Source organism: Microcoleus sp. B7-D4 (assembly GCF_036705125.1).
GTDB lineage: Bacteria > Cyanobacteriota > Cyanobacteriia > Cyanobacteriales > Microcoleaceae > Microcoleus.
Genome location: NZ_JAUBTT010000012.1, coordinates 37,664 through 61,312, shown reverse-complemented (window position 1 = coordinate 61,312; position 23,649 = coordinate 37,664). Strand labels below are relative to the sequence as shown.

The window sequence follows — 23,649 nt, the reverse complement described above, 5'->3', positions numbered from 1 at the left end:
TGTCAACCGACAACTGTCAACTGTCAACTGTCAACTGTCAACTGACAACTGTCAACTGTCAACAGACTTCTACTTTTTCATGGAATGAGCTTTGTAGAAAGTTTCGAGGCTTTGCTTGTCGCCCACAAACCGCCAATGCCAAGGCTCGTAACTGACGCCTTGGCGATTGTTTTTGGGGAAGGACATTTCAAAGCTGAAGGCGACGGCGTTGGCTTCTAACCACTTGAATGCTTCGGTATTTTCAAAACTGGGGCTGAGGTTGTGTTCCGGGGCGCTGCCGTCGCCGATGTCGATCGCATAACCGGTGTGGTGTTCGCTGTAACCTGGAGGAGCGCTGACTTCGGCTCGCTTGCTGGCGTTTTGCCTGCGTTCGGCTTTCACGTCAAAAAATACGTGCTGTTGGTCTTGCAGGGAGCGAAAGCCGGATATGGGAGCGAAATAGATGCCTGATGCCGCTGCGGCGTTGGCCATTTCCTGATATTTTGCTGCTGCTGAGGTGCGGAGTTTGACGCTACCGTCGGAGGTGACGCTTACCAAGTCTTTGGCTGGTGCTTCTGGGTACGGCAAGTGTCCCAGCAGGTTTTCTGGGATTGCGGGGACTTTTGGAGTGGTAGCTGGACTCGCGACAGACGGAGACGCGGAACTTGTCGGCGCTGAGTCTTGTTGAGTTTGCTCTGCCTGACTGGTGGCTGGGAACAAGTTAAAGTTGAGGTGCAGCCAGATGCTGACCCCAAAGGCTAATGCGGCCAACCCTAGCAGTTTCCAAATCAGCCCTTTTTTCTTAGACTGACTCTGCCCTGCTTCTGGGTATGGGTGATCTCGCACTGCTTCTGGAATTTCGTCGGCGACAAGCTCCGAGGCTTGCGCGGGTTTTCTTGACAGACTAGCGTTATCCAAGCCAGCTCCACTCCTGCACTTCAATAAGGCTCAACGTTACAAATTGTAGACCGATATGGGCGATCGGACAGCTACAATTGCCGCTGAGAGTATATCATCTCTTTCTGACCTCGCCCCGTCCCATCCGCCAACTCTCGCATTTGTTACTTGGGCCCACAGTCGATCGTCCCTGCGAGGTCGAACTGGTTGGCGCTGGTAGCGCTGGTTTATTTTAAGTGTAATTTGTTACTGTTGTTCGACAAAATCCAACAATTCTTCGATCGACACATCAAACGTCCGCGCCAATTTTAGCAGAGCACCGATGTCAGCCATTGCCATACCGGGCGATCGGTACTCCTCTAGTCGTTAATTTACTGGACAATAATGGACAATAAGCACATAAGCTGAAATAATCAGCTTATGCCAAAATTTGTCAAACCTAATGAAGCAGCTAACACTCGCTTGGGTTTGCCTCCGAACCATCAGGCGATGGGAAGCTCTTATGTAAAATCAACAGGGTCAAAACGCCATCAGGACAACGGCGATATGACATCGAAAAGTTCATTAAAGAAGAATCAGAAGACGGAAGAAGACGTGCCACTGTTATCTATGCTCGCGTCTCTACCCGACCTCAACTTGGCGACCTCCATCGACAAGTTGAGCGACTATCAACGCTCTACCCAAGCGCAGAAGTTATTAAGGAAGTGGCAGGAGGACTCAATCTTAGGCGGAAAGGACTGCTCTCCCTTCTGGGACGAGTTCTCAAAGGAGATGTCAAAGTTATTGTGGTTGCCCACAAAGACAGACTTGCTCGGTTCGGGTTCGACCTCATTGAATGGTTGTGTGAAATCCATGACAGCAAAATCGTGGTTCTCAACCAAGATAGTCGAGAGGACGACCAAGAGCTTGTTGCCGATATCATCGCCATCTTGCATAGTTTCTCCAGTAGACTCTATTCCCTTAGAAAACACGCCAAGCAAATCAAAGAACTCGTACAAGAAGGCACCGAGACACAAGACCAAAAAGCTAGCTCCAAATAAGACGCTTAAAATTCGGGTGTATCCCGAAGCTGAGTTGCATAAAACCTGGAAACAATGGTTGGCTGCTGCCAGATATTGCTACAACAAAGCAATATCTATACTTAAAAACAACCCCAGCCTAAGCGCCTATTCGTTGCGAGATAGCGTAATGAATTCCAACTTACCTGATTGGATAAAAGCCACTCCTAATCATCCAAGAGAAAACGCTATTTTTGATGCTCATGACGCTTGGAAACAGGCTAAAAAGCAGCAAGGAGAGGCTCATTACAGAAGCTGTCGGCAACCCGTGCAAACCATTAAGTTTCATGCCTGTAACTACAAATCTGGTACGTGGTATCCAGGTTTGACAAAGAAGTTAGAAGTCAAAGCTAGCGAAACTCTTCCTGTTGTTTGCGAACACGCAACCCAATTGATACGAGATAGGCAGCGCTGGTTTGCTGTTTTTCCCGTTCGTGTAGAGGAAGTTCTTTCCAAAGCTAGTAAGGTAATTGCGTTAGACCCTGGCGTGAGAACGTTTTTAACTGGCTACGACGGTGAAGCTATTTTAGAGTTTGGCAAGGCAGACATTGGACGCATTCATCGATTGTGTTCTCACCTTGACAAACTAATAGGTAAAGCAGCCAAAGCTGGGCGCAAACAGAAACAGAAAATGTATAAAGCTGCTCACCGAATCAGAAATCGCATTCGCAATTTGATTGATGAATGTCACAAGCAGGTTGCCAATTATTTAACCACAAACTACAAAATCATCTTTCTGCCCAAATTTGAAACCTCTCAAATGGTTATCAAGTCAAAACGCAAGCTGAATACTAAAACAGCTAGAGCAATGTTGACTTGGGCAAGCTACCGATTTAAGACATTTCTTAAGTCTTTGGCCGGGCGTCGTGGCGTTGTGGTTGTGGATGTCAACGAATCCTATACTAGCAAGACTTGCACCCATTGCGGATTTCAGCATGACAAGTTAGGCGGCTCCAAAACATTCAAATGCCCTCGATGCGGTCATGAACACGACCGAGACTGGGGTGGCGCACGGAATATTATGCTCCGTGCTTTGAGGGACGGCTCCTTTGCTCTCAACCTAGCCGTTGGAAGCATTGCTATCGCGTCAGATGTGTTTGTCCACATATGTTCAGCGTAATACCGTCAGGGCATAACTTTTAACAGTATTGTAGGATACTCCAGAGCGATCGGCTACTTCCTTTAGCGTCCAGCCTTCCCTAGCAGCAAACTCTCTGATCCGCAATTTAACCAATTCGCCTCTTGACATCAGGGTGAAATTTCACCTCACCTATATATGAGATTGAAAGCGCCGACCACCGCAACCGCAGGACGGGGCCTAATCTTCCACAACCTCAAACAAATCTTCAATCAACAGGTCAAAAGTTCGAGCTAATTTTTGCAAATGAGTAACGTCAACCGTTGCTAACCCGGGCGAACGAGCATAATTCTTAAGCGTGCTGTAGTGAACTCCCGATCGCTCAGAAACCTCTGTCAAAGTCCAACCCTTCTCGGCAGCCAGCTCTCGAATCCGCAACTTAACCAATCCCATTTCTTGACAATAGGCCAGTATTGGCCTTAAAATATTTACATCATAAATAGCGATCGCCCCCCGGCGTCGAAAACTGAAGAGCGAACAGCTATTTATTCAAATGACCGACAATTTGGCATTCACCAACAAAAAGTAGGATTCACCAACAAAAAGTAGGATTCACCAACAAAAAGTAGGATTCACCCAAAATCAAGTCGCATTCACCCACAAAAGTCGGAGTCACCCCAAAAAAGTCGGAGTCACCAACCATGATACCAAAACAAAACTCAGAAGCCAAGCAAATAAATCCACTCTCTCGCTTTGTAACCAAAGAAGCAGTTGCCAAAGTCTTGAAAGTCAAGCCAGAACAGATTCGGGACATTCGCTGCTGGGCTTACGTCATCCACGTTGTCGGAGTTGGGATTAGTCGGTTTGTCAGCTACGGAGATATGCCGCCAATTTTAGGAGTCGAACCGCCGACGCTGCAAGATTGCATTCGGTGGCGGAAACGCTGGAGAAGCAGCCAACATCAAGCACCGATATTTTGGGTAGATTTTTATGAGGGGAAATTTCGGCAGTCTCGCGGTGTGGAAGAACTCTACAACTGGGGTAAGTTGGTAGGTAAGATTAAGCACGGGTTGTCAGAATTGCAGGTAGAGGGGCTGCGGAATATTTATTGTGTGGTGAAAGAGTGTATTCACGCTTGTTGAGTAGAGTTTGTTTAGCAAACCCCTTAACTAATTTTATTCGTGAGTAGCTCCATCTGGCATAATTGCACCAGTGAGTTTAACATTTCCCAAGTTTGCTCCTCCTATTTTTGCACCCGTTAAGTTAGCGCCAGATAAGTCTGCATAGTCTAATCTTGCTGCACGGATGTCTGCTGAAATTAGATCAGCACCACCCAGCTTTGCACCGTATAAATCAGCTTGCCGCAAGTCAGCTTCAGTTAAGTCTGCTGTGGTTAAATCAGCCTGAGACAATCTTGCATCGTTCAAGTTAACTTGTCTTAAATTAGATCGGCTCAAATTTGTGCCCTCTAGGTTTGCTCCCTGAAGTTTGGCCCCACTCAAATTCGCATCTCTCAAATTAGAACTATTCAATTGTGCAGAAATCAAATTAGCACCTTGTAAATTGGCTCCCATCAAGTTAACACTGCTCAAGTCCCTACCAGTTAGATCGACATTTGGCAGCGATACATAAGGAGCAATTAAGTAAGCGCCCGCTTTCACGGGATCGAAATCAGTAGGAAATAAAGTTGCTTCATTGTAAATCGCTCCTTGAAGCTGAACTCCTTTGAGATTTGCTCGATCGAGGTTGGCTTCTAAAAGGTTAGAATTACTCAGATTTGCATTTGTCAAATCAGCATTTTTTAGGTCTACTTTCCTCAAGTATAGCCCGCTCAAGTTAGCTTCAGCCAGGTTTGCAGTTGTGAATTTGGGTCGTGTGTGATGTTGGCTAACGTGAGATCCGCTGAGGTTTGCACCGTTCAAATCGGCTTCACTAAAATTTGCATTTTCTAGTTTTGCTCCTCTTAAACTCGCCTTGCTCAATTTTGCATTTTCTAGTTTAGCTGATTGTAAATTAGCCTGAGCGAGGTTGGCATTGATTAAATTTGCCTGATGCAGATTGGCACTGGATAAATTAGCCTGAGACAAGTTGGCATTTACCAAGTTGGCTTGATGCAGATTGGCACTAGATAAATTAGCCTGAGAAAGGTTGGCGTTGACTAAGTTTGCCTGATGCAGATTGGTGCTGGATAAATTTGTATTCGAGAGATTAGTCATTGATAAATTAGCCTGACTAAAATTTGTGCCATCAAAACGTGCATCCCTCATATCTGCTCCCTTCAAAATTGCCCCACTAAGATTTACTGCCTGCCAAGTTGTACCAATCAAATTAGCTTTATTCAGATTAGCCTTACTCAAATTAACACCAGAATTTAGACGCTTTCCGCTCAAATCAGCACCAGCTAAATTAATCCCTGTAAAATCTCTTTCTCCCTGAGTGCAACGCTCCCAAAACTCCTCAACGGCAACAACAGGTTCTCGACATTCCTCAGACTCATCCTCCACATCCTCACAGCTATCCTCTAAAGCAATATCTTCAGCATCCACCGCTAATCCTTCCAAATAATCGGCTCGATCCAGGTAATCCGAACTCGCTACAAACCGCCTTTCTATCTCCTCCTCATTTAATACCTCGCTGCTTTCAAATCGCTCAATTAATTGCTTGACAATTTGGCAGTCAGTCGTGCGAATTCCCACTTCTTTTTCTGCACTTTGGTCGTTGTTAGTCAGCAAGTTATGACTACCCAACATGGCAAAACTAGAATCACAGACTAAAAAGTTTTCGTGAGTTCCCAATAAAGAGAGACAAAATTTATCTGGATATTCGCTGGCTAATTCTTGCAAATCTGCCAAAGCATTGTAGCGCCATCCCTTGCCGATTTTTTGCCTGTCTCCCAGATAACCCCAACCAATATTTATCAAACATCCTCGGTTCAAACACGCTCTAAATTTTTGCAGCAATTCATCATTAATGCTGTTACAATTAAGCCAAGGGCAAACAATAATCAGCCGCTCTTGAGCTAGTGATAAAGCTTCCATCAAAACAGCGCGACTGTTGGGACGATCGCATACTAACTGATACTGAAAGTCTGACTTTTGCTTTTCTGTCTCGGTGTCAAGCTCGATCGGTCGATCGGCAATGACAGACATATCGCCATTTCCCAAATCACACGGCTGTTGCAGGGACGCAATTTCAGCCGTCAAACTTTCTAGCATTTGCGGTTCAGGGCGATCGTTAAATCGCTGTTCCTGTGCCTCTAACTGCCTCTTAAGTTTGGCTAAATATTTTTTCAGAATAACTTGCTCTTCTTCAATCTGCAATACTCTCGTGGCTATTGATACTAAATCTAGTTCGGTTTCTGACATAGTGCTACCCTAAAATCAAAAAAACTTAAAAAGCCATGTTTGGGAAATGGGCGAGTCATCAAACATTACCAACTTCCGCCAATTCAGCAGTACCAACAGAATCTTCCTCTTCCCCTTTATCCCCTTCATCAACCACAACCGTTAACTTCAATCCCAAAGCCTTCAGCCAATTAGCCAAAGCATAAATTGTGGCGCTTCCATTCTGCGACAACAAAACATCTAATTTTTCCAGATGCAATGAGGCCTCCTCATCAGACATAATTGGTTCGCCCAGAGCCTCAAATACATCTCGAAGCGATTTTCGCATTATTCCCATCTCTAAATCGCCTTCTTCCTCTTCTTCAAAGATCAGTGAGAGGTAAGCAGCAGCATAATTTGGGTCTTTGAAATTGGAAATTTTAAAAGAATGATAACTATCACTCGTCGGCACTTTGGCGTCTTTCATAATCTCTCCAGTATTCCTGAGCTTTAACAATGTCTTGGTCTTGAGTGCTTTTATCTCCACCGCACAGGATAAGCACAATCGTAGCTCCCGCTTGTCCAAAGTAGATTCGGTAGCCCGGGCCATAGTCAATCCTTAATTCCCAGACTCCTGCGCCAACTGAGCGATAGTCTCCTAAGTTGCCACCGCTAACCCGCTGAAGCCTTTTATCAATCCTAATTTTAGCGTTAACATCCCGCAGGGCTGTAAACCATTCTGCAAAGGGAACTGTGCCATTTTGTCTGATATAACGCTGAATATCTCTGGGTTGTACTTCCATAAAGTCGATCGTACTTGCACCCTCATCTTAATATCGGCGATCGCCCCGTATCCAACCTTCTTCACCAGGGCCAACTCAAGATCGCCGATCGAAAGGAACTCTGCCGTCAGGGGTAGTGTAACGCTCAATTTCTTTCGGTTGCGCTTCCATAATCTTGATTCTAGCGACGATCGCACTCCAATCTTACAGCCCCGCCCGATCGGCCCTTGACTCCATGCGCTACAATTATTAAGAAATCTTTAGTTAGATCCGTTTAACGTTCCAGACGCATTATGAGTCTTCCCATTCGCAACGTCGCCATCATTGCTCACGTCGATCACGGCAAAACCACCCTTGTGGACGCTCTCCTCAGACAGTCCGGGATCTTCCGCGAAGGGGAAGAAATCCCAGATTGCGTCATGGACTCCAACGACATCGAGCGCGAACGTGGCATTACCATCCTTTCCAAAAACACCGCCGTCAGGTACGGAGAAACCCTGATCAACATCGTCGATACCCCCGGACACGCGGACTTCGGCGGAGAAGTCGAACGAGTTCTCGGCATGGTTGACGGCTGTCTGCTGATCGTAGACGCCAACGAAGGCCCGATGCCGCAAACGCGGTTCGTGCTCAAAAAAGCCCTAGAAAAAGGACTGCGCCCGATCGTCTTTGTGAATAAGATCGATCGCGATCGAGCAGACCCCCACAAAGCCGTCGATAAAGTTTTGGATCTGTTCCTCGAACTAGGTGCTGACGACGATCAGTGCGAATTTCCCTATCTCTTCGGTTCCGGCTTAAGCGGTTACGCCAAAAAACACCTCGAAGACGAAGGGGTAGATATGAAGCCCCTCTTTGAAGAAATCCTCGACCACGTACCACCCCCCGTAGGCGACCCCAACAAGCCGCTGCAACTGCAAGTAACCACCTTAGATTACTCAGAATACGTCGGTCGCATCGTCATCGGTCGCATCCACAATGGCACAATTAGAGTTGGTCAACAAGCAGTCTTGATCACAGAAAGCGGCGCGCTTGTCAAATCAAAAATTACCAAATTGATGGGCTTTGAAGGCCTGAAGCGGATAGATATCCCAGAATCTACTGCTGGTAATCTTGTCGCCGTTGCCGGTTTTGCTGATGCGTATATTGGCGAGACAATTACTTGTCCGAACGACCCGCAAGCGCTGCCTTTAATCAAAGTAGACGAACCGACTTTGCAGATGACTTTCTCCGTGAACGATTCGCCGTTCTGCGGTCAAGAAGGTAGTTTGGTAACATCGCGGCAAATTCGCGATCGGCTGATGCGAGAACTCCAAACCAACGTCGCCTTGCGCGTCGAAGAAACCGACTCTCCCGACAAATTCCTCGTATCCGGCCGTGGCGAACTCCACCTCGGAATCCTGATCGAAAATATGCGTCGCGAAGGATACGAATTTCAAGTATCCCAACCGCAAGTAATCTTCCGCGAAGTCGGCGGTCGTCCCTGCGAACCTTTTGAATGTTTGGTGTTAGACGTACCCGAAGAAGCAGTCGGCGGCTGCATCGAACGCCTCGGTCAGCGGAAAGCAGAAATGCAAGATATGCACGTCAGCAGCACCGGTCGCACCCAAATCGAATTTTCAGTCCCCGCTCGCGGTTTGATTGGATTCCGAGGCGAGTTCATGCGGTTGACTCGCGGCGCTGGAATTATGAACCACAGCTTCCTCGACTATCGCCCCCTGGGTGGAGAAATTGTCGCCCGTCGCAACGGAGTATTGATTTCCTTTGAAGAAGGAGTTGCAACTACTTATTCACTGAAAAATGCTGAAGACCGCGGCGTGTTTTTCATTACCCCCGGAACCAAGGTTTACAGAGGGATGATTATCGGAGAAAACAACCGAGATGAAGACATGGAGCTGAATATTTGCAAGTCGAAGCAGTTGACAAACCACCGCGCATCTGGCGGTGAAGAATTGGCGCAATTGCAAGCACCAGTCGATATGAGTTTGGAACGCGCTTTGGAGTACATCGGGCAGGATGAATTGGTTGAAGTAACACCGAAATCCATTCGCTTGCGGAAGGTTTCTAAGAAGTTGGTAAAACGCTAAAACAACTTGTAGGGTGCACAATGTGCACCTTACTGGTGAAACGCTAAAAAAGCTTGTAGGGTGCACAATGTGCACCTTAAATTTTATCTGCCGTAAAAACCTGCCAGAACTTAAAAAATTAAATATTATCCAATTGTGCTTTGGTTATTTTACTTAATTCTCCACTTGAAAGCTGATATTTATCGGTAGCTATTTGCCCCAAAGCCTTTAAACACCATGCAAATAAGGTTCTCAGAGAAGCACAAGTATTCGGATTAGATAAAACCTTTTCAAGATCAAGTCTATCGAGAATTCGGCCGCCGTGTTCCTTTTCATTAAATCCCGAATATATCTGTTTTAGTTCACCTTTGGGATGGCGAATCGTTTCCACATCTCCCTCGTAATCGTTTAAGCTGGTTCCTAACACTGCATTGACGGTAGCAGCATCAGCGAAGTAGTATGCCTCTAGCATATTCACTAAAAAGTGAACTGAAGCACGGTGTTTTTTGTCGCGCAAAATAGGATCAAGTGCATTTCGGTATCTCTCAAAAATTTGTTGTGCTTGATCGGTTCGATTGTGTTCTAGGTCATCCAATAGCAGGACATAAGTACATGGATCTTTTAAGTAATCTCTCGCTGGGAATCCAATTCTTACAACATCATTATTAGGAATCTTTTTACCACTTCCAACCATCTCAAGGTTTTTCTCTGAAGTTCTTACGCCTAGCTGCTCAACCTTGCGAATAACTTCAAAATAGCAAATACCCAATTCCATCAGAGTTCTAAATAACTTGGGAATGTGTTCCTCTTCCGTTTTTCCTGTTACCAGCAATCCAAACTTGAAAAAATAACAGTGCTGGTCACTCGTAGTATCGTGACTCTTCATTAACTTGCTACCTCTAATGCAGATTTACTTTGAGGCGCAATCATCTCAGCCATATATAGCGATCCAGTAGCATATTCTTCTAGTAAATCTTGAATACCTTCTATCTCACTGATCCTTTTGAGGACGGTTTTTCCTTCCTTGTCAAGTTCCGCAGTCAAAATATTTTCTGGTTCAAATTGACTAATTAATACAGGTGAATGAGTCGCAATAAAAACCTGCTTATTCCATTTTTCAGTAGCGAGTTTTACAGCTTTAGCAAAAACAGCTAAAGCCCAAGGATGAAGCGAGATTTCAGGCTCATCAAATAAAATTAGTGAATAACGATTCTGTCCTTCAGAGAACAAAGCTGTGAGATTAATCAGCATCTGGAGATGACCGTCAGATACTCCTGATGATCTAATTGGTTTGCGCCGTCCTTTTTCTAAGAAGTTGCCATAGACTGTGTATCGACCTGTTTGTTCAAAAAACAGATTATCAAAAGCTGGAAAGCTCTCTTGCATAAAACTGATGATTGTATCGTAGCGTTCATCAATGACTCGCTTATCATGTAAATTCCGCAAAACTGACCATAAATTTTCGCACCTGTCTTGTAATCGCTCTCCAGAATCAGATTCTGAACCAAATCGCTTTATCTTGAACAAAGAAGCTGACCGGGAGTTATAGTTGCGAACAACGCGCAATAAGTTGTCTATGTTAGAGGCAGCGGGTTCGCTATTCTCAAATGCTATATATCGGGTTAGGGCTAATTTCTCTGGTTCTCTAAGTGTAATGAATTCTAATTCTTGCAGGTCTGTACGATAAACCTGAGCTTTGTCACTGCCTATAATGCGAACAATCAATTTATTATCATGATTGGAAAAAAGCTTTTCTCCCGCAAAAGGTTCGATTCTACCTGAAGAATAACCAAATGAAACTTCGTATTCACCCGATGGGGTTACAATTTTGATTGATATATTTTCCCCCTCATCGGCTCCATCCCACAGCAGACCAATCCCATGATCTCTCTCAGAAGAAGCTAAATCAACACCCCTGATGGCACAGTCTCGCACAAACCAGATGGTATCGAGTAATGTAGTTTTTCCAGCTCCATTAGGGCCGAAGATAATGTTGAGAGGGTTGATTTGAATGTTTACATCTGCTAGTGAGCGAAAATTTTTGATTTGCAAATGAGTTAGTTGATTTGACATAAGGTGCTATTTATTTTATGATAGTTTTCTATATCATAGTCTGCTTTTTATGTCAATCGACACATCGGGATTCTCATGCCCGATCGCGCGATCGACTAACCGCCACAATATGTTTTAATTTATATTTGAGCAAAATCCAAACAAAGTCAGCCATGAGTCCTAAATCAATAGCCGTAATCAACTTCAAAGGCGGTGTCGGGAAGACTACCGTCACTTGGAGTCTGGGAAATATTATATCCCAAGGAACCGACTTAGAAGTCTTGATGTTAGACTTAGATCCGCAAATGTCGCTCACAGAGGCGATCGGACTTAACGAAAATACAGGTCATTTAGATGATAAGTTTGGTAAGTGGTACGAACAATCTCTCAAGCATAGACTTACAATTTACGACGCTCTAGAAGTCTTTAAAAAAGCCGGACAGAATTTTAAATTTCCCGTTGGTTTCGACACCATTTATCAGATTGACGAACAGTTGCATTTTGTCCCTTCAGTTGAAGAATTGTATTGGTTGGATATCGATGGATTTGAGGGGAAAAGTGTTAAAGACTTCATCCGCAGATTCATCGGCAAAATCGCCAACTCTGCCAATCTCCCCAAATACGACTTGATGCTTTTTGACTGTTCGCCTTCCTTCAGTCTCCTCACCTACAGCGTACTCTCTTGCTGCGACTTAATATTAATTCCCGTCAATCCCGATTATTTTGGTTCTAGGGGATTGAGTTTAGTTTTAAACTCGCTTCAGAAACGGATTGAGCCTTATCCGTTTCCCAAGATAGCAGTCTTTATGAATAAAGCTAAAACCTATGGAGGATTGCTGACAAATGAAGTTCAGTTTTACATGAGAGAAGTAAAGAGACTTTGCGATGAGATATCAAAAGATAATAACATAGAAGTTAGATTTTTAGAATCGACGATTCGCGAAAGCGTCGGGCTAAAACGGGCGATAAATGAGGGAGAACTGCCGCGAGAATTAGTTAGAGAATTTGAAAAACTATGGCGCGAGTGTGAGGAGTATCTGAAATGAGTAAAAAAGAAATTTTGGCGGCTTCCCAACAAGAAAGCGGGGGGTTGGTTGAGGAAATTGGCGAACTTAAGGAAATCTTGCGGGACGTTGCTCGAAAATTAACCCGGCTTGAGACTCAAGTCAAGCGGGGAGTGATTTCTGCTGGCTCAAAAACTTCGGATATTCCCACGGGTGCTGATGTTAATAAACCTGCTAATTTATCGGCTGCCAATGTTCTAGAAGTTTATGAAGAACTGCGTTTACAAGCTAAGAATGGTAATGAAGAAGAGGTGAGGCAAAAGTTGTTGGCAATGAGTGCAACTGACTTGAACTTGATGTGTTGCGAGTTAGGGATGCCGCCCAGCAGCAAGAATCCGTCTCGCAAAAAAATGTTCGAGCTAATTATTGGCAGAATTAAACAGAGTTTGAGGCTGTCGCGGCATATCGACAGACAAACACTTTGAAAATTAGCAGAGGAATCGATAAAATGCGTTTTAACTTGCATTTCCCCCTGGGATATGGAACAGGCAAGATGCCCGTTCCACAAAAGCTTGTTCCACAAGATTTTCAGTTGAGTGTGGGGAGTAGGGGTTGGGCATCTTGGCCGCCCCTGAAAAGCTTGTGGCAAATTCTGCAACTTTTCAGCTTCAATAAATTATGGCCGATAAGTGCGATCGGCATATTTTCACTAACACTCTTAATCAGCTTGTTTTTGAGCCTTCACAGCCCTCCCCCAACCGCAGCCCAAAAACCAAGGATACTAGCGTTTACCGCCCTCCAGATGCGTGGCAGCGAGAACAGATCCCCTTTATTTGCGGTCAATGCTACCAGTTGGGCTCGCCGCGAACTTACACCTAATATAGATGTTATCGCTCCCCTAGTGTGGTCGCCCAACGGCCAGCGACTGGCTTTCGTTGGCGGATACAGCGACATCTATACAGTCAATGCTGACGGTTCTCGACTAACTAAACAGTTTGCTGAGGCTGGTTGCAAAGCAGCTCATTTTGAAATAGCTTGGTTTTCCAACAGCCAGAAACTTGTTTTTGCCCGTTCTTGCAACGGTTTTACCTCTGATACTCCCGGCAGTGAGTCACTTTATATAAGCGACACTTCTGGCATTAAAGGAAGTAAATTAGTTCGGAATTGGGAAGTAGGAGGAGAGCCACCTAAAACAGAAATTTCATCGGAATTTTACCTTTCACCGGACGGCCAGCAGGTAGTATTTGTCAAGGATAAAAATATCTACAAAATGAATGCCGACGGTTCGGAAATGACCAAACTAACTAAAATTGCCGGCGAATATGTATCCGGCGGAAGTGAACTTGTTTGGTCGCCCGATCGCACAAAAATTGCTTTCCTGTTCGGCGCTTATCCGAAACAGCAAATTTACACAATTAATGCCGATGGGACCCACATCAAAAATTTGACAAACAACCCGCAAAATGAGGTTTACAACGTCAAACTATTTTGGTCGCCCGACAGCAGCCGCATTGCTTACTATTACAATAAACCCGGCGATTCATCAGGCGAACAGCAAGATATTTACCTGCTCGACATTAACCGGGGCACAGCAAAGAATCTCACCCAAAAACCCAGAAACTACGACGAATTTTCGTGGTCGCCGGATGGCAATTTTATTGCTTTCGTCACCGGAGAGTTCAACAATCAAAAACTCTACACAATCAAGGCTGACGGGAACCAGCTAAATCAACTCGCTCCTCGGCTAAAACCGTCGGGAATTTCAGAATTAGCTTGGTCTACAGACAGCCAGCAAATCGCTTTTATATTTAACGAAATCCAAGGAGACCAAAGCAACTTGTATGTAATTAATCGGGACGGTTCGGCCTTGACTAAATTGACAAACGACAAGGATTTGAATGCTAGCAATCCGGTTTGGCAACCGTAGTAAAGTTAAGAGCCACAATATGCTGTAGGGGTGGGTTTTAGCACAGATAAACCCAGAAGGGCGGGCTATATAGCAATCCTAAATGATTTGTGTAATTCTTGTAGGGGCAAAACCCACGCCCGGTTGCCCCGCCTTGACTGGGGTAGGCACTCTTAGCAGAGACTGTTGGCGAATGTCTAAGGGGTTTGACCCCTCACACCTTGCCGTCCTGAATAGCCAGAATGATGGTGTAATGAGACACCATATTAAATCATTTATTATGACTCTTCACCTCCGCGACTGGTCATCGATTCCAGAAATGACCGCTTCTATAGCACGAACCTCATTTCCCAAAGGAAACCCATATATGAAAATGCGCGATGAACTCGGAGTGTTGTACTGTGATAGTGACTTTGTAACCTTGTTTCGAGCCGACTGCGGTCAAAGTGCGTTATCACCTGGACAATTAGCATTAATCAGTGTCATGCAATTTGCCGAGGGATTGACTGACCGACAAGCAGCAGAAGCGGTCAGAAGTCGTATTGACTGGAAGTATGCTCTGGGATTAGAAATTACTGATAGCGGTTTTAATTATTCAGTTTTAAGTGAATGGAGAAGTCGGTTAATTGCTGCGGGACGTGAAAGTCAATTACTTGATAAAATGCTAGCACATTTTCAAGATAGGGGATGGCTCAAAGCCAGGGGTAAAGCCAGAACTGACTCCACCCATGTCATCGGAGCCATCCGTAAAATGAACCGCCTCGAATGCGTTGGAGAAACTTTACGTCATGCTTTAAATCAGTTAGCAACTGTTGCCGATGAATGGTTATTAACAGTAGTCAATCAGGATTGGTCTGAGCGTTATGGCACGAGATTTGAGCAATATCGCTTGCCGCAATCTGAAACTGAAAAACAAAGCTTGGTATTGACTATTGGCTGTGATGGTCATCACTTGTTGTCAGCTTTATATGATCCCTTGAGTCCTGAATGGTTGCGCTTTGTCTCTAAGCGGTAGAAATTTTACGCTGTGTCTGGATACAGCAATATGGGTGGTCGGGAGGCAAAGTTTATTGGCGAGAAGCTGATAATTTACCGCCCCACAAGCAGTTAATTACTTCCCCCTATGATACCGAAGCTCGCAATCGGACAAAAAGAGATACTAATTGGACAGGTTATACAGTACATCTTACAGAAACTTGCGATCGAGATTTGCCTCATTTAATTACCAATGTTGAAACGACACCCGCAACCATCGGAGATGTCGAAATGACTCATGTGATTCATCAAGCTTTAGCTGATAAACACCTGTTACCACAAGAACATATTGTCGATACTGCTTATGTTGATGCTCAACACTTGCTCACCAGCGAGACACAATTAGGTATTGAACTCCTTGGCCCTGTACCCTCTGACTCTAGTTGGCAAGAAAAAGCTAAGCTGGGCTTTGAGCTTTCTTGTTTTACCGTTGATTGGGAGCATCGCCATGCTACTTGTCCCCAAGGCCACATCAGCAAATCCTGGCATCAACGCTCGGATAACTATGGCAATCCGGTCATTCAAGTGCGCTTTCGTCGCCCCGATTGTGCTGGTTGTCCTGTTCGCTCTCAATGTACTCATTCGCCGGCACAGGCTCGTGTTCTGACTCTCAAACCTCAACCTCTTTACGAAGCTCTAGCCAAAGCTAGGGCTAGACAACATACCCAGGAGTTTAAACAGCGTTATGCCCTACGGGCTGGTGTTGAAAGCTCTCTGTCTCAAGGAATTCGTGTTTTTGGTTTGCGTAACGCTCGTTACATGGGTCTTGCCAAAACTCGTCTACAACATATTATGACTGCTGCTGCCATGAATCTGTCAAGAATGTGGGCATTTTGGCGCCACATTCCGATTGGCTTGACCCGTGTCTCTCGTTTTTCTGCTCTTTTTCCCTCTGCCTCATCATAGTTTTTTTCCATGATTATGGGATGTTTGGTTTCACCCTTTTTTAATTCGCCAACAGTCTCTTAGCACTACCGCTACATATTTTTACAACTGATGCGAGGATTGCTATATTGCAATACGCTTGGGTTAGTGTTAAAAAAACCGATCGTGCGTAGGTTGGGCGGAGTGGAACGAACCCTCCGTTTCACTCCGCCCAACATTTTCGCTACAATTTTCCACGGGCCCAAGCGTATTGGGCTATATTGGCATTACCCCGGAGCGAAAGCAGGTTACTGAACAAGAAAGAATCCACCAAACTCAACACTCAAAACTCTTCTCAAATTGGGGAAGATGCAATAATTTTTTTCTCATTTAATGCCTGGTGAACTTGCAATTCATTTGACTCAACTTCCTGATGTTTTTCATCCTGCACCTGTTTATCAATTTTGGGCAACTTTAAAATCGCCCCAGCTAAAACCCAATAATACACGGACACTGGATCTACATCCAGCGGATAGTATTGAGTATTGATCGTAATAAATGCAACAAACACCCAAAAACTAGCTCCGTAACTCCGCAAACTTTTGTCCTTGACTGATCGGTAAGCTCTAAAAGTTAGAAAAGCTAAGTGTAAAAGCATGATCTGAAAACTAATCATTCCCGGATAACCGAGTTCGTAGATTAACTTAGGTTGGAAAGTTTCAATTAGCTGCGTGGTACCAAATATTCGCGTTGAATTAGTCGCTCGTCCCACACCTTTACCGAGAGGTTTGTCAATGATAAAATTGTGGCTTTGCTCGAACTGATTAAAGAGAAACTGCTGGGGCGGTGCAGCATTCCAGCGACTAAGAAAACTCTCCCACCGCTGCTCGACAATTCCCGGGTTAATAGCTGCACCGACAAACAGCAGAATCGCCAGTCCTGCACCGATGGGAATAAATCGTTTTAAATTAACTAATTGACCGGTGAGAACTAGCAGGATTGCTGTAGCAAGGGGAACCATAACTAAAGCAGCTCTTTGACCGGAAATAACTGCATTGGCAAATACTAATGCCATGCCCAATAAACCGATAACTCGCCACCAGAATGAAGGATCGCAAAAGGCAGAGGCAAAGGTTAAAAAAGCATTAGAAATTAAAAACCAGGCCCACTGCCAAGGCGCGACAAAAGTTCCCGGCAAGCGGACCATCTTGACTTCTGGACTGAACACCAAAGAACCGCCGACAAAACATCTAGCTTGCAGCGTTGCTTTATATAATTCTGCTCCGGTCATTCCTCGGGTTCCGGCACACTTTCCACTTTGCAGCAACAGGTACTGAATCAAACCGAGAAGGCAGCAAACGATCGCCAAAACGATGTGCATTCGACTAAAAAATACCAAATCCTTCTTAGTGCGGAGCAGATAATAGGTACAAGCAATCAGCGGTATGTAACCTATCAATACTTTTAATCCGAGAATTCCTTGCAGAATTGGTTTGTCGCCCGCCCTAGGGTTGAGCTGCATCTCCCCGTTGACAAAAATTAAAGTCAGCATTGCCATCATCAACAGGATGCTGAAGGTAGAAAGCATTTGTTTGGGAATGAACATGGGCAACTGTTTCTTTTTGCAGCTTTGAATTAGGCCGATGAGGGCTGGTATGTAGAAAGCATCTTTGGCTACTTGAAATGCAGCATTCCCGCCGCCAACTGCGTAGGTAATTGTACCGCTGAAAGGCAGGTAAATTAGAAAAGTCCACAAAGCTTGACGGGGGTATTTGTAGGAAAGCAGCAAGATGGCTGCGGCGGCGCCTCCTGCAATAGCAATCTTAGGGCGGGCTACGAACAACAGGGGAATGCTGAGAGCAACGCTGACTAAGCAGCTTATGGCGATCGCCTGCACCAATTCATTGCGCTTTTGGGAAATTTTGCGTTTTTGTGCAGTTACTTCTTTTTTGCTGAGCGCTGTGGTTTTTTCGCTGTGATTGTGTTTGGATTTCTTGGATTTGCGCTTGGTTTTCAACATATAGCAGAAGCAAGAGGGAAGAAGGAAGAGGGAAGAGGGAAGAAGGAAGAGGGAAGAAGGAAGAAGGAAGTTCGGCAACGGATTATGTAACGGATGTAACGGATGTAACGGATGTCAGTCCGATGGAAGTCGGAAGAAGGAAGTCGGAAGAAGGAAGTCGGAAGAAGGAAGTCGGAAGAAGGAAGAAGGAAGAAGGAAGTCGGAAGAAGGAAGTCGGAAGAAGGAAGAGGGATTTAGTTGTCTAAGAGAGAAAGAAGAAGCAATCGAACCCTTATGTTTGTGCAATTAAGAAAGTCCTCCCCGTCAGGGCGGTTCCTAGAATTTTTATAAGGCACTTATGTAGAAGGCGGAAGACACTGTGATATAGAAGGCTGCAGATGTAGAAGGTAGAAGGCAGAAGGAATAGAAGCGAACAGATTTCTGCAGATGTGGTAACTTATTTTTAAAGTCAAGAACGAAAAAAAGTCTCGGTCGAGATGGTGGGTGTGACGCGGGCACAAATTACACGGGCGACATTGTAGAATATAACTGCTGCATCTATAATGTACAAAAATGTACAAATCTCGAAAAAATAATTTTAATCTAGCGGTGAATATGAAATTAACAAAATTTGTATCGATCGGCATTGCCCTACTTTTAGGAGCAAGCGGGAGCATATTATCTAGCAGCAGTAGAGCATTAGGGGCCGAAAAAGTTGTCCTCACATTTGGCCCGATCAGACAAGGCATCAATATCAGCGACTTAGAAGACTTTGCTAAAAACGGCACGACGACGCCAACCCTCCAACAAATTATCCGGTTCTCCAAAATGGACGCGCAAATGCTGCGGGGGTTCATGGGTTTAGAAATTGGTTTAAAGCCTGCTAATCTGGCGAGGGTAGTTTACAGCACTCCCGGAGAAAAAATCACTGACGACATCGGTCAAGCAATTCGGACTCAGCGCCGCACAGAAAGCGGGAAAGCTTTGCGGGCAGCGGTGATCCTGGCTGCCGGGGACGACGGTAAGGTATCGCTGCTGGAAATCCTGAAAAAGTATCCTCTTAACGAGGTTTACGTAGATGTTGCCAGCCTTCGCACCACTGTTGGGAAAGTTCAGAGTATAGCCGGAACTCTGCGAAGCCTGCTTGAAGATGTGACGCGATCGACAACTCGCACAACTGAAACAACTCCCACCGAAAGTCCGATCGAACCTCGCCGCAGCGTGCAGCCAACAACTCCGCCTCCAGCGCCGCGCCGCGCCGCCCCCTTGCCAGCACCCGCACCGCAGCCGGTGACGCCTGTCAGAGGGCTTTGGTAAAAAAATCATAAAAATGTCCTAAAGGCGGGTTGAAGCGGCTTTTGTGGCATTCTGCAGACACTTTTGAGATCAAATCGGTTAGCCTCGGAATAGTAAATCCGAGTTCACTGTTCACTGTTGACTGTTCACTGTTGACGGTTGACTGTTCACGGCGTCAACAGTCAACCGTCAACATCATGTATGAGTGTAACCGGAAATGATATGAGAGCAAACCCGCCCCCGCCCTACCCCTATCCCAACCCTCAAGAGGGTTAGGACTTTTGTGGAAACTCCAAAGCAATCAATTTTTCTTGAGCAATTTTTTGAGTAACTTAGGAATCTCTGAAGGTCGAGCCGCCACAGGTATGTCCGCCTCTTCAAAGGCAGCCATTTTGTTTGGGGCCGAAACTCCAAAGGCTTTCTGGGCAGCCGCGCGAGAACTGATCAGGATGCCGGCGTGGCCCAAAGACGGCCCCTTGGGAGCGTAGCGGCCGGCCAGATAAGCAACCACGGGTTTGTCGATCGCCGAGGCGATGTAAGAAGCAGCAGCTTGTTCACTCCACCCGCCAACTTCCCCGACCAAAACCATCGCTTCCGTACTGTCGTCTTCGTCCAAAATTTGCAGCCACTGCATAAAAGAAGAACCGACAATCGCGTCGCAGCCAATACAAACCGCCATCGACTGTCCCAACCCAGCCTCCGTCAGTTCTAGGGCAACTTCGTAAGTCAAAGTGCTGCTGCGGCTGATTACTCCCACCGGGCCGGGAGTGTAAAATTCCTTGGGGTGAGTTCCCAGCAGCAGTTTGTCGGGCACAATAATCCCCGGACTGTTGGGCCCGATTACCAAAGTTTCGGTGGCTTCTGCTTTTCTGACTAAGCGCACCATATCCAGAGGAGGCACTCCCCCAGTGACGATCGCGATTTGCCGAATTCCTCCGGCGATCGCTTCTAGAGCCGCATCCAGCACCGAGTAAGCGTCTACCAAAATTACCGCAGTGTCAACGTGACCCACTGCCGCCACTGCTTGTTCTACCAAATCAAAAATCGGAATTCCCTCCACTTCCTGCCCCCCCCGACCGGGACTGACACCGGCGACTACATTCGTGCCGTATGCTTTCATCATCAGGGCGGCGCGGGTGGACGCGGGAGATTCTGTAATGCCCTGTATTAGGACTTTGCTTTCAGGAGTTAAATTCATCTTTCTTCCCCCTTGGAGACTCCCGCTGTACCTGTACCCAGGTCACCGGCGAGAGGAAAAGGGGGGCCAGGTTTATGCTGCATACGAATAACCATCTTTTCTGTGAATAACTGAACAATATTTGTGGCTAATCCCTGACACTAATTCTGAGGCGGAAATATTGAATGAGCCACTGGTTCTTACGGCAACACGTCCAACGTATGTACCAATTTTCTTGCCAGAGGTTACAATCGCTTTGACAATATCTCCCGTTTGAAAACCTTTAACAAACTTAAACCGGGGAACATAGCGAGATGGAAAGCCGAATTTACCAGTGCGGCACCTTTGACGTGTCCCGTGACCAGTTGCTTTGATCGATAGTGGCTTGCTTGTTAAAATATTCAATGACTCAACCTTTCCGATACAAGCTGCATCTAGCCAATGAGTTTTAGGTAAATTTAATTGAATGCGGTTGAACTTCGTTAAGCCACCACTACCTGTAGAAACAGGCAAGCCAGTTGTACGGAGTCGATTAAATAATGTCCAACGAGTTGAGTTAACGGCTGCTGCGTCTTTTAACGGACGTTTTGCTTGAGATAGAATCCGCTTCAAAATCTCTGGCTTTTTAGACAATAATTGCTCAACATCTTGAGTACCTTTCTTTTTGTTGCAAGCATCGCAAGCAAGGCAAAGATTAGAAATGCCATTAGCTCCGCCTTTGGCTTTGGGATGAATGTGCTCGACTTGTAATGGTATATTTATTTCACCACAGTAAGCGCATTTTCTCTCCCATTTGTTCAACAAATACTCGCGGATCTCATAGCCATGCAAAACGCCTTGTTGGTACTCGATTCCAGAAATCTCTGGGTTTTCTAATTGCTGTAAGTCAAATCTGACAAGCTCTTGAGCAATAGAAGCAATGGGGGCGAGTTTCATCAATCTAGTCACCCATGTCAGTGTTGTTTCGACACGATGTTGCAAACTTGGTGCTAACCAACCTTTAGGGCGAGTCCTGTTTGAGAATCTAGCCCGACGATAGCGGGTATGGCGATTTCTCCTGACTCTACGCAATGAACGGCGAGACTCCAGACTGGCTTTAATAGCTTGTCCTCGCTGTGTTAGCTCTGCACCAAAGATTACGTTTTCTCCTTGTATTAACGCAATTCCAGTAGTTCGAGAGCCAGGATCTATTTTGAGAGTGATTGGTTTTTGCGGTACTGTTACCTCTACTTTCAAAATTAGCGTGAATGGATACCTTTTGAAGACAGCAGCTTTGCCATTAGTTAGCAATTTACGTGCCAATCCGGGGCGGATTGGATTGAGCGGTCGTTTTTTGGTATCAAGTACAAAAACCAAATTAGACATTTAAGTCCTCCCTTACGGGGTAATGTTTGCTTCGTCAATGTTTAAGGTCGGTAACTATCTTAAAAGCACTGGCTTAACCCTTACACCTGTTTAACTTTTAAGTTCTAGAGCGGAAGACTAGCACGCATCCTCCGGTAGGTACTTGAACGCTTACCTTAAACGTAGTGGGCGAACCACTTAGACTGGTCAACTAGGCTCTTTCTGTGCCCGCGCTGTCTCGGTACTCCGAGCAGCGCCGGGTGATTGACCTGTACAGAAATCTCGTTTTTTGCCGATCGACTGCCGCTACTTGGCGGAGGATACAGAAGCGGCCGCGGCCTCATCCAAAGTGCTAGCTAGCTGCACCGGCAACTGTCCCAAACGCTTTTTAACAGCATCAGCATCGATCTCTACCAGCCGCAGCACAACTTGGATGTGGCGGTTAGCGCGAGCTTTCCGTTCCAAATAGCCGGCTACTGCAGCGATTATTTCCTCGGTCTTGGAGGCGCTGCCCAAAATATTTACAAGTATCACCTTAACGCTTTTATCCTGAGCGACTAACTCCAGACCCAACTCCGCGCGATCGCGCAGGGCATTTGCTGCATAGTAGCGGTCTAGGGAACCAATATTCACAAAATTAGCTGGCTTTCCTCCTTGGTGGGTTACAGCATCTAGAGTTGCCATTGTCAGGCCCACTCCGTTGCACAAAATCGCGATATTCCCGTCTAGTTCGATTAATTGCACGGATTCGGAATTCGAGATTGAAGATTTAGATTTGGGGTCAAACTCCGGCGACTGCTGAACCTTGGACTGGGAATGGGAGCGATCGCCCCCAGCATGGGGACTTCTTCTTTCCCGTGCCAACCCGCCCAAGAGCTTCTTCTCCGAGAGTGCGGCCAAATCTGGATGTCGTCCCAAGGCATCGTCGTTGGCGGTGACTTTACCGTCTAAAGCCATTACCTCTCCCCTTGGACTGATGCCGAGAGGATTGATTTCTACTAGATCTAAATCTTTTTCGACAAACAGCCGGTACATTTTTTCGACAATGGTGCTCACCGATTGAATCAAGTCTCCCTGCAATCCCATTTTCAGCGCGAGACGCCTCGCGTAGAATGGGGAAAATTCTTGATCTACGGCAACTTGCTGCATTTGCTCGATCGACCCTTCGACATCCATACCTCCTTGGCTCGAACCCAGAAGCACCGGGCGGCGTGCTACGGGGTCTAGGAGTACCGCTAAGTACAATTCTTGGTCGGCGTTGTACTTTGCTTCTGCCAGCAGGACTTGGGGATATTCATCCTCGATCGGCAAATTAAAAATTGTTTGAGCGGCTGCTACTGCATCGATCGTATTTTCCACAAACTTGATACCGCCCGCCCGGCCCCGTCCCCCAGCCCGCACTTGCGATTTGAGTACAACGGGGTAAGGAATTTTCAGTCCTTTGAGGTCGGCGGGATTGTCAATGCGCTGCGACGGCAAAATCGGAATTGCCATCTGGCGAAATAAAGATTTAGCTTGGTACTCTAACAAATCCATTATCAATTACGGGTGACGGGTAGTTGGCAACAAGCAATTCGTCCTAATTGGCAATTCATAATTAATAGATAGTAATTGGTTTTTTGTCAAGTTAAAAGTTAAAAATTCTCGCTTTTATCTTTTAATTTTAGACTTTTGTATGGCCGATTACTTATTCGCTATTACCGCTCGCCGATTACCTATTACCTAAGCTGTTTCAAAGTGTTTTTTTCTCGGAATTGCCAAATTTTACTCTTAGGCTCTGGCGGGGAGATAT

At 45.7% G+C, this 23,649-nt stretch carries 20 protein-coding genes and 2 pseudogenes; 10 read left to right on the top strand and 12 right to left on the bottom strand.

Annotated features, from left to right (window positions below):
* Positions 1-69: 69 nt before the first annotated feature.
* On the bottom strand, positions 70-897 hold the full coding sequence (locus QUB12_RS07135) for a M15 family metallopeptidase (protein ID WP_333140878.1): 828 nt from the start codon (positions 895-897) through the stop codon (positions 70-72).
* 399 nt (positions 898-1,296) lie between these two features.
* On the opposite strand from QUB12_RS07135, the pseudogene QUB12_RS07130 reads away from it, so the two are divergent.
* Positions 1,297-1,916 (top strand): annotated as a pseudogene (locus QUB12_RS07130) (IS607 family transposase).
* Positions 1,810-3,054 (top strand): RNA-guided endonuclease InsQ/TnpB family protein, encoded by a 1,245-nt coding sequence (locus tag QUB12_RS07125; RefSeq protein ID WP_445252046.1) that lies wholly within the window; start codon positions 1,810-1,812, stop codon positions 3,052-3,054. The pseudogene QUB12_RS07130 and the gene QUB12_RS07125 overlap by 107 nt, the downstream one beginning before the upstream one ends.
* On the opposite strand, the gene QUB12_RS07120 is transcribed toward QUB12_RS07125, so the two are convergent.
* Together QUB12_RS07120 and QUB12_RS07115 are read right to left on the bottom strand one after the other, a co-directional pair.
* Complete coding sequence (locus tag QUB12_RS07120; RefSeq protein ID WP_445252045.1) at positions 3,046-3,183, bottom strand: hypothetical protein; 138 nt, start codon at positions 3,181-3,183, stop codon at positions 3,046-3,048. The two genes, QUB12_RS07125 and QUB12_RS07120, sit on opposite strands and share 9 nt — an antisense overlap.
* A gap of 69 nt (positions 3,184-3,252) precedes the next feature.
* The gene (locus tag QUB12_RS07115; protein ID WP_333140882.1) at positions 3,253-3,465 is read right to left on the bottom strand and encodes a helix-turn-helix transcriptional regulator; all 213 of its coding nucleotides are present in this window, start codon (positions 3,463-3,465) and stop codon (positions 3,253-3,255) included.
* Positions 3,466-3,713: 248 nt separating this feature from the next.
* Between QUB12_RS07115 and QUB12_RS07110 the strand changes: the two genes are divergently transcribed.
* The gene (locus QUB12_RS07110) at positions 3,714-4,154 is read left to right on the top strand and encodes a hypothetical protein (RefSeq protein WP_333140884.1); all 441 of its coding nucleotides are present in this window, start codon (positions 3,714-3,716) and stop codon (positions 4,152-4,154) included.
* A gap of 33 nt (positions 4,155-4,187) precedes the next feature.
* Here the strand turns inward: QUB12_RS07110 and QUB12_RS07105 are convergent, their stop codons facing one another.
* From QUB12_RS07105 to QUB12_RS07095, 3 genes are read right to left on the bottom strand one after another with little or no spacing between them, the layout of a single operon-like run.
* Positions 4,188-6,377, bottom strand: a complete 2,190-nt coding sequence (locus QUB12_RS07105; protein WP_333140886.1) for a pentapeptide repeat-containing protein — start codon at positions 6,375-6,377, stop codon at positions 4,188-4,190.
* Between the two features lie 58 nt (positions 6,378-6,435).
* The gene (locus QUB12_RS07100; RefSeq protein ID WP_333140888.1) at positions 6,436-6,822 is read right to left on the bottom strand and encodes a transcriptional regulator; all 387 of its coding nucleotides are present in this window, start codon (positions 6,820-6,822) and stop codon (positions 6,436-6,438) included.
* Positions 6,794-7,138 (bottom strand): type II toxin-antitoxin system RelE/ParE family toxin, encoded by a 345-nt coding sequence (locus QUB12_RS07095; RefSeq protein ID WP_333306151.1) that lies wholly within the window; start codon positions 7,136-7,138, stop codon positions 6,794-6,796. The genes QUB12_RS07100 and QUB12_RS07095 overlap by 29 nt, the downstream gene beginning before the upstream one ends.
* Positions 7,139-7,410: 272 nt before the next feature.
* On the opposite strand from QUB12_RS07095, the gene typA reads away from it, so the two are divergent.
* Positions 7,411-9,201 (top strand): translational GTPase TypA, encoded by a 1,791-nt coding sequence (typA, locus tag QUB12_RS07090; protein ID WP_333140892.1) that lies wholly within the window; start codon positions 7,411-7,413, stop codon positions 9,199-9,201.
* A 118-nt stretch (positions 9,202-9,319) separates the two neighbouring features.
* Here the strand turns inward: typA and QUB12_RS07085 are convergent, their stop codons facing one another.
* Together QUB12_RS07085 and QUB12_RS07080 are read right to left on the bottom strand one after the other, a co-directional pair.
* Positions 9,320-10,066: a DUF4276 family protein gene (locus QUB12_RS07085; RefSeq protein ID WP_333140894.1), complete on the bottom strand. Its 747-nt coding sequence runs from the start codon at positions 10,064-10,066 to the stop codon at positions 9,320-9,322.
* Positions 10,066-11,253: an AAA family ATPase gene (locus QUB12_RS07080; protein WP_333140896.1), complete on the bottom strand. Its 1,188-nt coding sequence runs from the start codon at positions 11,251-11,253 to the stop codon at positions 10,066-10,068. The genes QUB12_RS07085 and QUB12_RS07080 overlap by 1 nt, the downstream gene beginning before the upstream one ends.
* Positions 11,254-11,405: 152 nt before the next feature.
* Between QUB12_RS07080 and QUB12_RS07075 the strand changes: the two genes are divergently transcribed.
* The 4 genes and pseudogenes from QUB12_RS07075 to QUB12_RS07060 all read left to right on the top strand — a co-directional run bounded on the left by QUB12_RS07075 (position 11,406) and on the right by QUB12_RS07060 (position 16,083).
* Positions 11,406-12,278 (top strand): ParA family protein, encoded by an 873-nt coding sequence (locus tag QUB12_RS07075; RefSeq protein ID WP_172192852.1) that lies wholly within the window; start codon positions 11,406-11,408, stop codon positions 12,276-12,278.
* On the top strand, positions 12,275-12,721 hold the full coding sequence (locus tag QUB12_RS07070; RefSeq protein WP_333140899.1) for a hypothetical protein: 447 nt from the start codon (positions 12,275-12,277) through the stop codon (positions 12,719-12,721). Before QUB12_RS07075 ends, QUB12_RS07070 begins: the two co-directional genes overlap by 4 nt.
* A gap of 68 nt (positions 12,722-12,789) precedes the next feature.
* The gene (locus QUB12_RS07065; RefSeq protein WP_333140901.1) at positions 12,790-14,163 is read left to right on the top strand and encodes a DPP IV N-terminal domain-containing protein; all 1,374 of its coding nucleotides are present in this window, start codon (positions 12,790-12,792) and stop codon (positions 14,161-14,163) included.
* 259 nt (positions 14,164-14,422) lie between these two features.
* Positions 14,423-16,083, top strand: a pseudogene (locus tag QUB12_RS07060) (IS1182 family transposase).
* 313 nt (positions 16,084-16,396) lie between these two features.
* Here QUB12_RS07060 and hpsL read toward each other — a convergent pair.
* Entirely contained in the window at positions 16,397-18,061 is a 1,665-nt protein-coding gene (gene hpsL, locus QUB12_RS07055) for a hormogonium polysaccharide biosynthesis protein HpsL (protein ID WP_333140903.1), read from the bottom strand.
* Between the two features lie 111 nt (positions 18,062-18,172).
* Here hpsL and QUB12_RS07050 point away from each other — a divergent pair, with 111 nt between their 5' ends.
* Both QUB12_RS07050 and QUB12_RS07045 read left to right on the top strand, forming a co-directional pair.
* The gene (locus QUB12_RS07050; RefSeq protein ID WP_333140905.1) at positions 18,173-18,298 is read left to right on the top strand and encodes a hypothetical protein; all 126 of its coding nucleotides are present in this window, start codon (positions 18,173-18,175) and stop codon (positions 18,296-18,298) included.
* A 357-nt stretch (positions 18,299-18,655) separates the two neighbouring features.
* Positions 18,656-19,357, top strand: coding sequence for an alpha/beta hydrolase (locus tag QUB12_RS07045; RefSeq protein ID WP_333140907.1), 702 nt, complete (start codon positions 18,656-18,658; stop codon positions 19,355-19,357).
* 280 nt (positions 19,358-19,637) lie between these two features.
* Here QUB12_RS07045 and QUB12_RS07040 read toward each other — a convergent pair whose 3' ends face one another.
* The 3 genes from QUB12_RS07040 to QUB12_RS07030 all read right to left on the bottom strand — a co-directional run bounded on the left by QUB12_RS07040 (position 19,638) and on the right by QUB12_RS07030 (position 23,393).
* Positions 19,638-20,534 carry a CoA-binding protein gene (locus tag QUB12_RS07040; RefSeq protein ID WP_333140909.1) on the bottom strand — a complete coding sequence of 299 codons (897 nt, stop codon included), beginning with the start codon at positions 20,532-20,534 and terminating at the stop codon, positions 19,638-19,640.
* Between the two features lie 72 nt (positions 20,535-20,606).
* Positions 20,607-21,878, bottom strand: a complete 1,272-nt coding sequence (gene iscB, locus QUB12_RS07035; RefSeq protein ID WP_333140911.1) for an RNA-guided endonuclease IscB — start codon at positions 21,876-21,878, stop codon at positions 20,607-20,609.
* 285 nt (positions 21,879-22,163) lie between these two features.
* Entirely contained in the window at positions 22,164-23,393 is a 1,230-nt protein-coding gene (locus tag QUB12_RS07030) for an ATP-grasp domain-containing protein (RefSeq protein WP_333306149.1), read from the bottom strand.
* Between the last annotated feature and the right edge of the window lie 256 nt (positions 23,394-23,649).

What these genes read in the sequence shown, in the direction of transcription:
- QUB12_RS07040 (WP_333140909.1), bottom strand. Translation starts at nt 20,534, where the DNA reads ATGAATTTAACTCCTGAAAGCAAAGTCCTAATACAGGGCATTACAGAA.
- QUB12_RS07050 (WP_333140905.1), top strand. Translation starts at nt 18,173, where the DNA reads ATGTCAGTCCGATGGAAGTCGGAAGAAGGAAGTCGGAAGAAGGAAGTC.
- QUB12_RS07105 (WP_333140886.1), bottom strand. Translation starts at nt 6,377, where the DNA reads ATGTCAGAAACCGAACTAGATTTAGTATCAATAGCCACGAGAGTATTG.
- QUB12_RS07070 (WP_333140899.1), top strand. Translation starts at nt 12,275, where the DNA reads ATGAGTAAAAAAGAAATTTTGGCGGCTTCCCAACAAGAAAGCGGGGGG.
- QUB12_RS07085 (WP_333140894.1), bottom strand. Translation starts at nt 10,066, where the DNA reads ATGAAGAGTCACGATACTACGAGTGACCAGCACTGTTATTTTTTCAAG.
- QUB12_RS07045 (WP_333140907.1), top strand. Translation starts at nt 18,656, where the DNA reads ATGAAATTAACAAAATTTGTATCGATCGGCATTGCCCTACTTTTAGGA.
- iscB (WP_333140911.1), bottom strand. Translation starts at nt 21,878, where the DNA reads ATGTCTAATTTGGTTTTTGTACTTGATACCAAAAAACGACCGCTCAAT.
- hpsL (WP_333140903.1), bottom strand. Translation starts at nt 18,061, where the DNA reads ATGTTGAAAACCAAGCGCAAATCCAAGAAATCCAAACACAATCACAGC.
- QUB12_RS07120 (WP_445252045.1), bottom strand. Translation starts at nt 3,183, where the DNA reads ATGTCAAGAGGCGAATTGGTTAAATTGCGGATCAGAGAGTTTGCTGCT.
- QUB12_RS07110 (WP_333140884.1), top strand. Translation starts at nt 3,714, where the DNA reads ATGATACCAAAACAAAACTCAGAAGCCAAGCAAATAAATCCACTCTCT.
- QUB12_RS07065 (WP_333140901.1), top strand. Translation starts at nt 12,790, where the DNA reads ATGCCCGTTCCACAAAAGCTTGTTCCACAAGATTTTCAGTTGAGTGTG.
- QUB12_RS07100 (WP_333140888.1), bottom strand. Translation starts at nt 6,822, where the DNA reads ATGAAAGACGCCAAAGTGCCGACGAGTGATAGTTATCATTCTTTTAAA.
- QUB12_RS07080 (WP_333140896.1), bottom strand. Translation starts at nt 11,253, where the DNA reads ATGTCAAATCAACTAACTCATTTGCAAATCAAAAATTTTCGCTCACTA.
- QUB12_RS07075 (WP_172192852.1), top strand. Translation starts at nt 11,406, where the DNA reads ATGAGTCCTAAATCAATAGCCGTAATCAACTTCAAAGGCGGTGTCGGG.
- QUB12_RS07115 (WP_333140882.1), bottom strand. Translation starts at nt 3,465, where the DNA reads ATGGGATTGGTTAAGTTGCGGATTCGAGAGCTGGCTGCCGAGAAGGGT.
- QUB12_RS07095 (WP_333306151.1), bottom strand. Translation starts at nt 7,138, where the DNA reads ATGGAAGTACAACCCAGAGATATTCAGCGTTATATCAGACAAAATGGC.
- typA (WP_333140892.1), top strand. Translation starts at nt 7,411, where the DNA reads ATGAGTCTTCCCATTCGCAACGTCGCCATCATTGCTCACGTCGATCAC.
- QUB12_RS07030 (WP_333306149.1), bottom strand. Translation starts at nt 23,393, where the DNA reads ATGGATTTGTTAGAGTACCAAGCTAAATCTTTATTTCGCCAGATGGCA.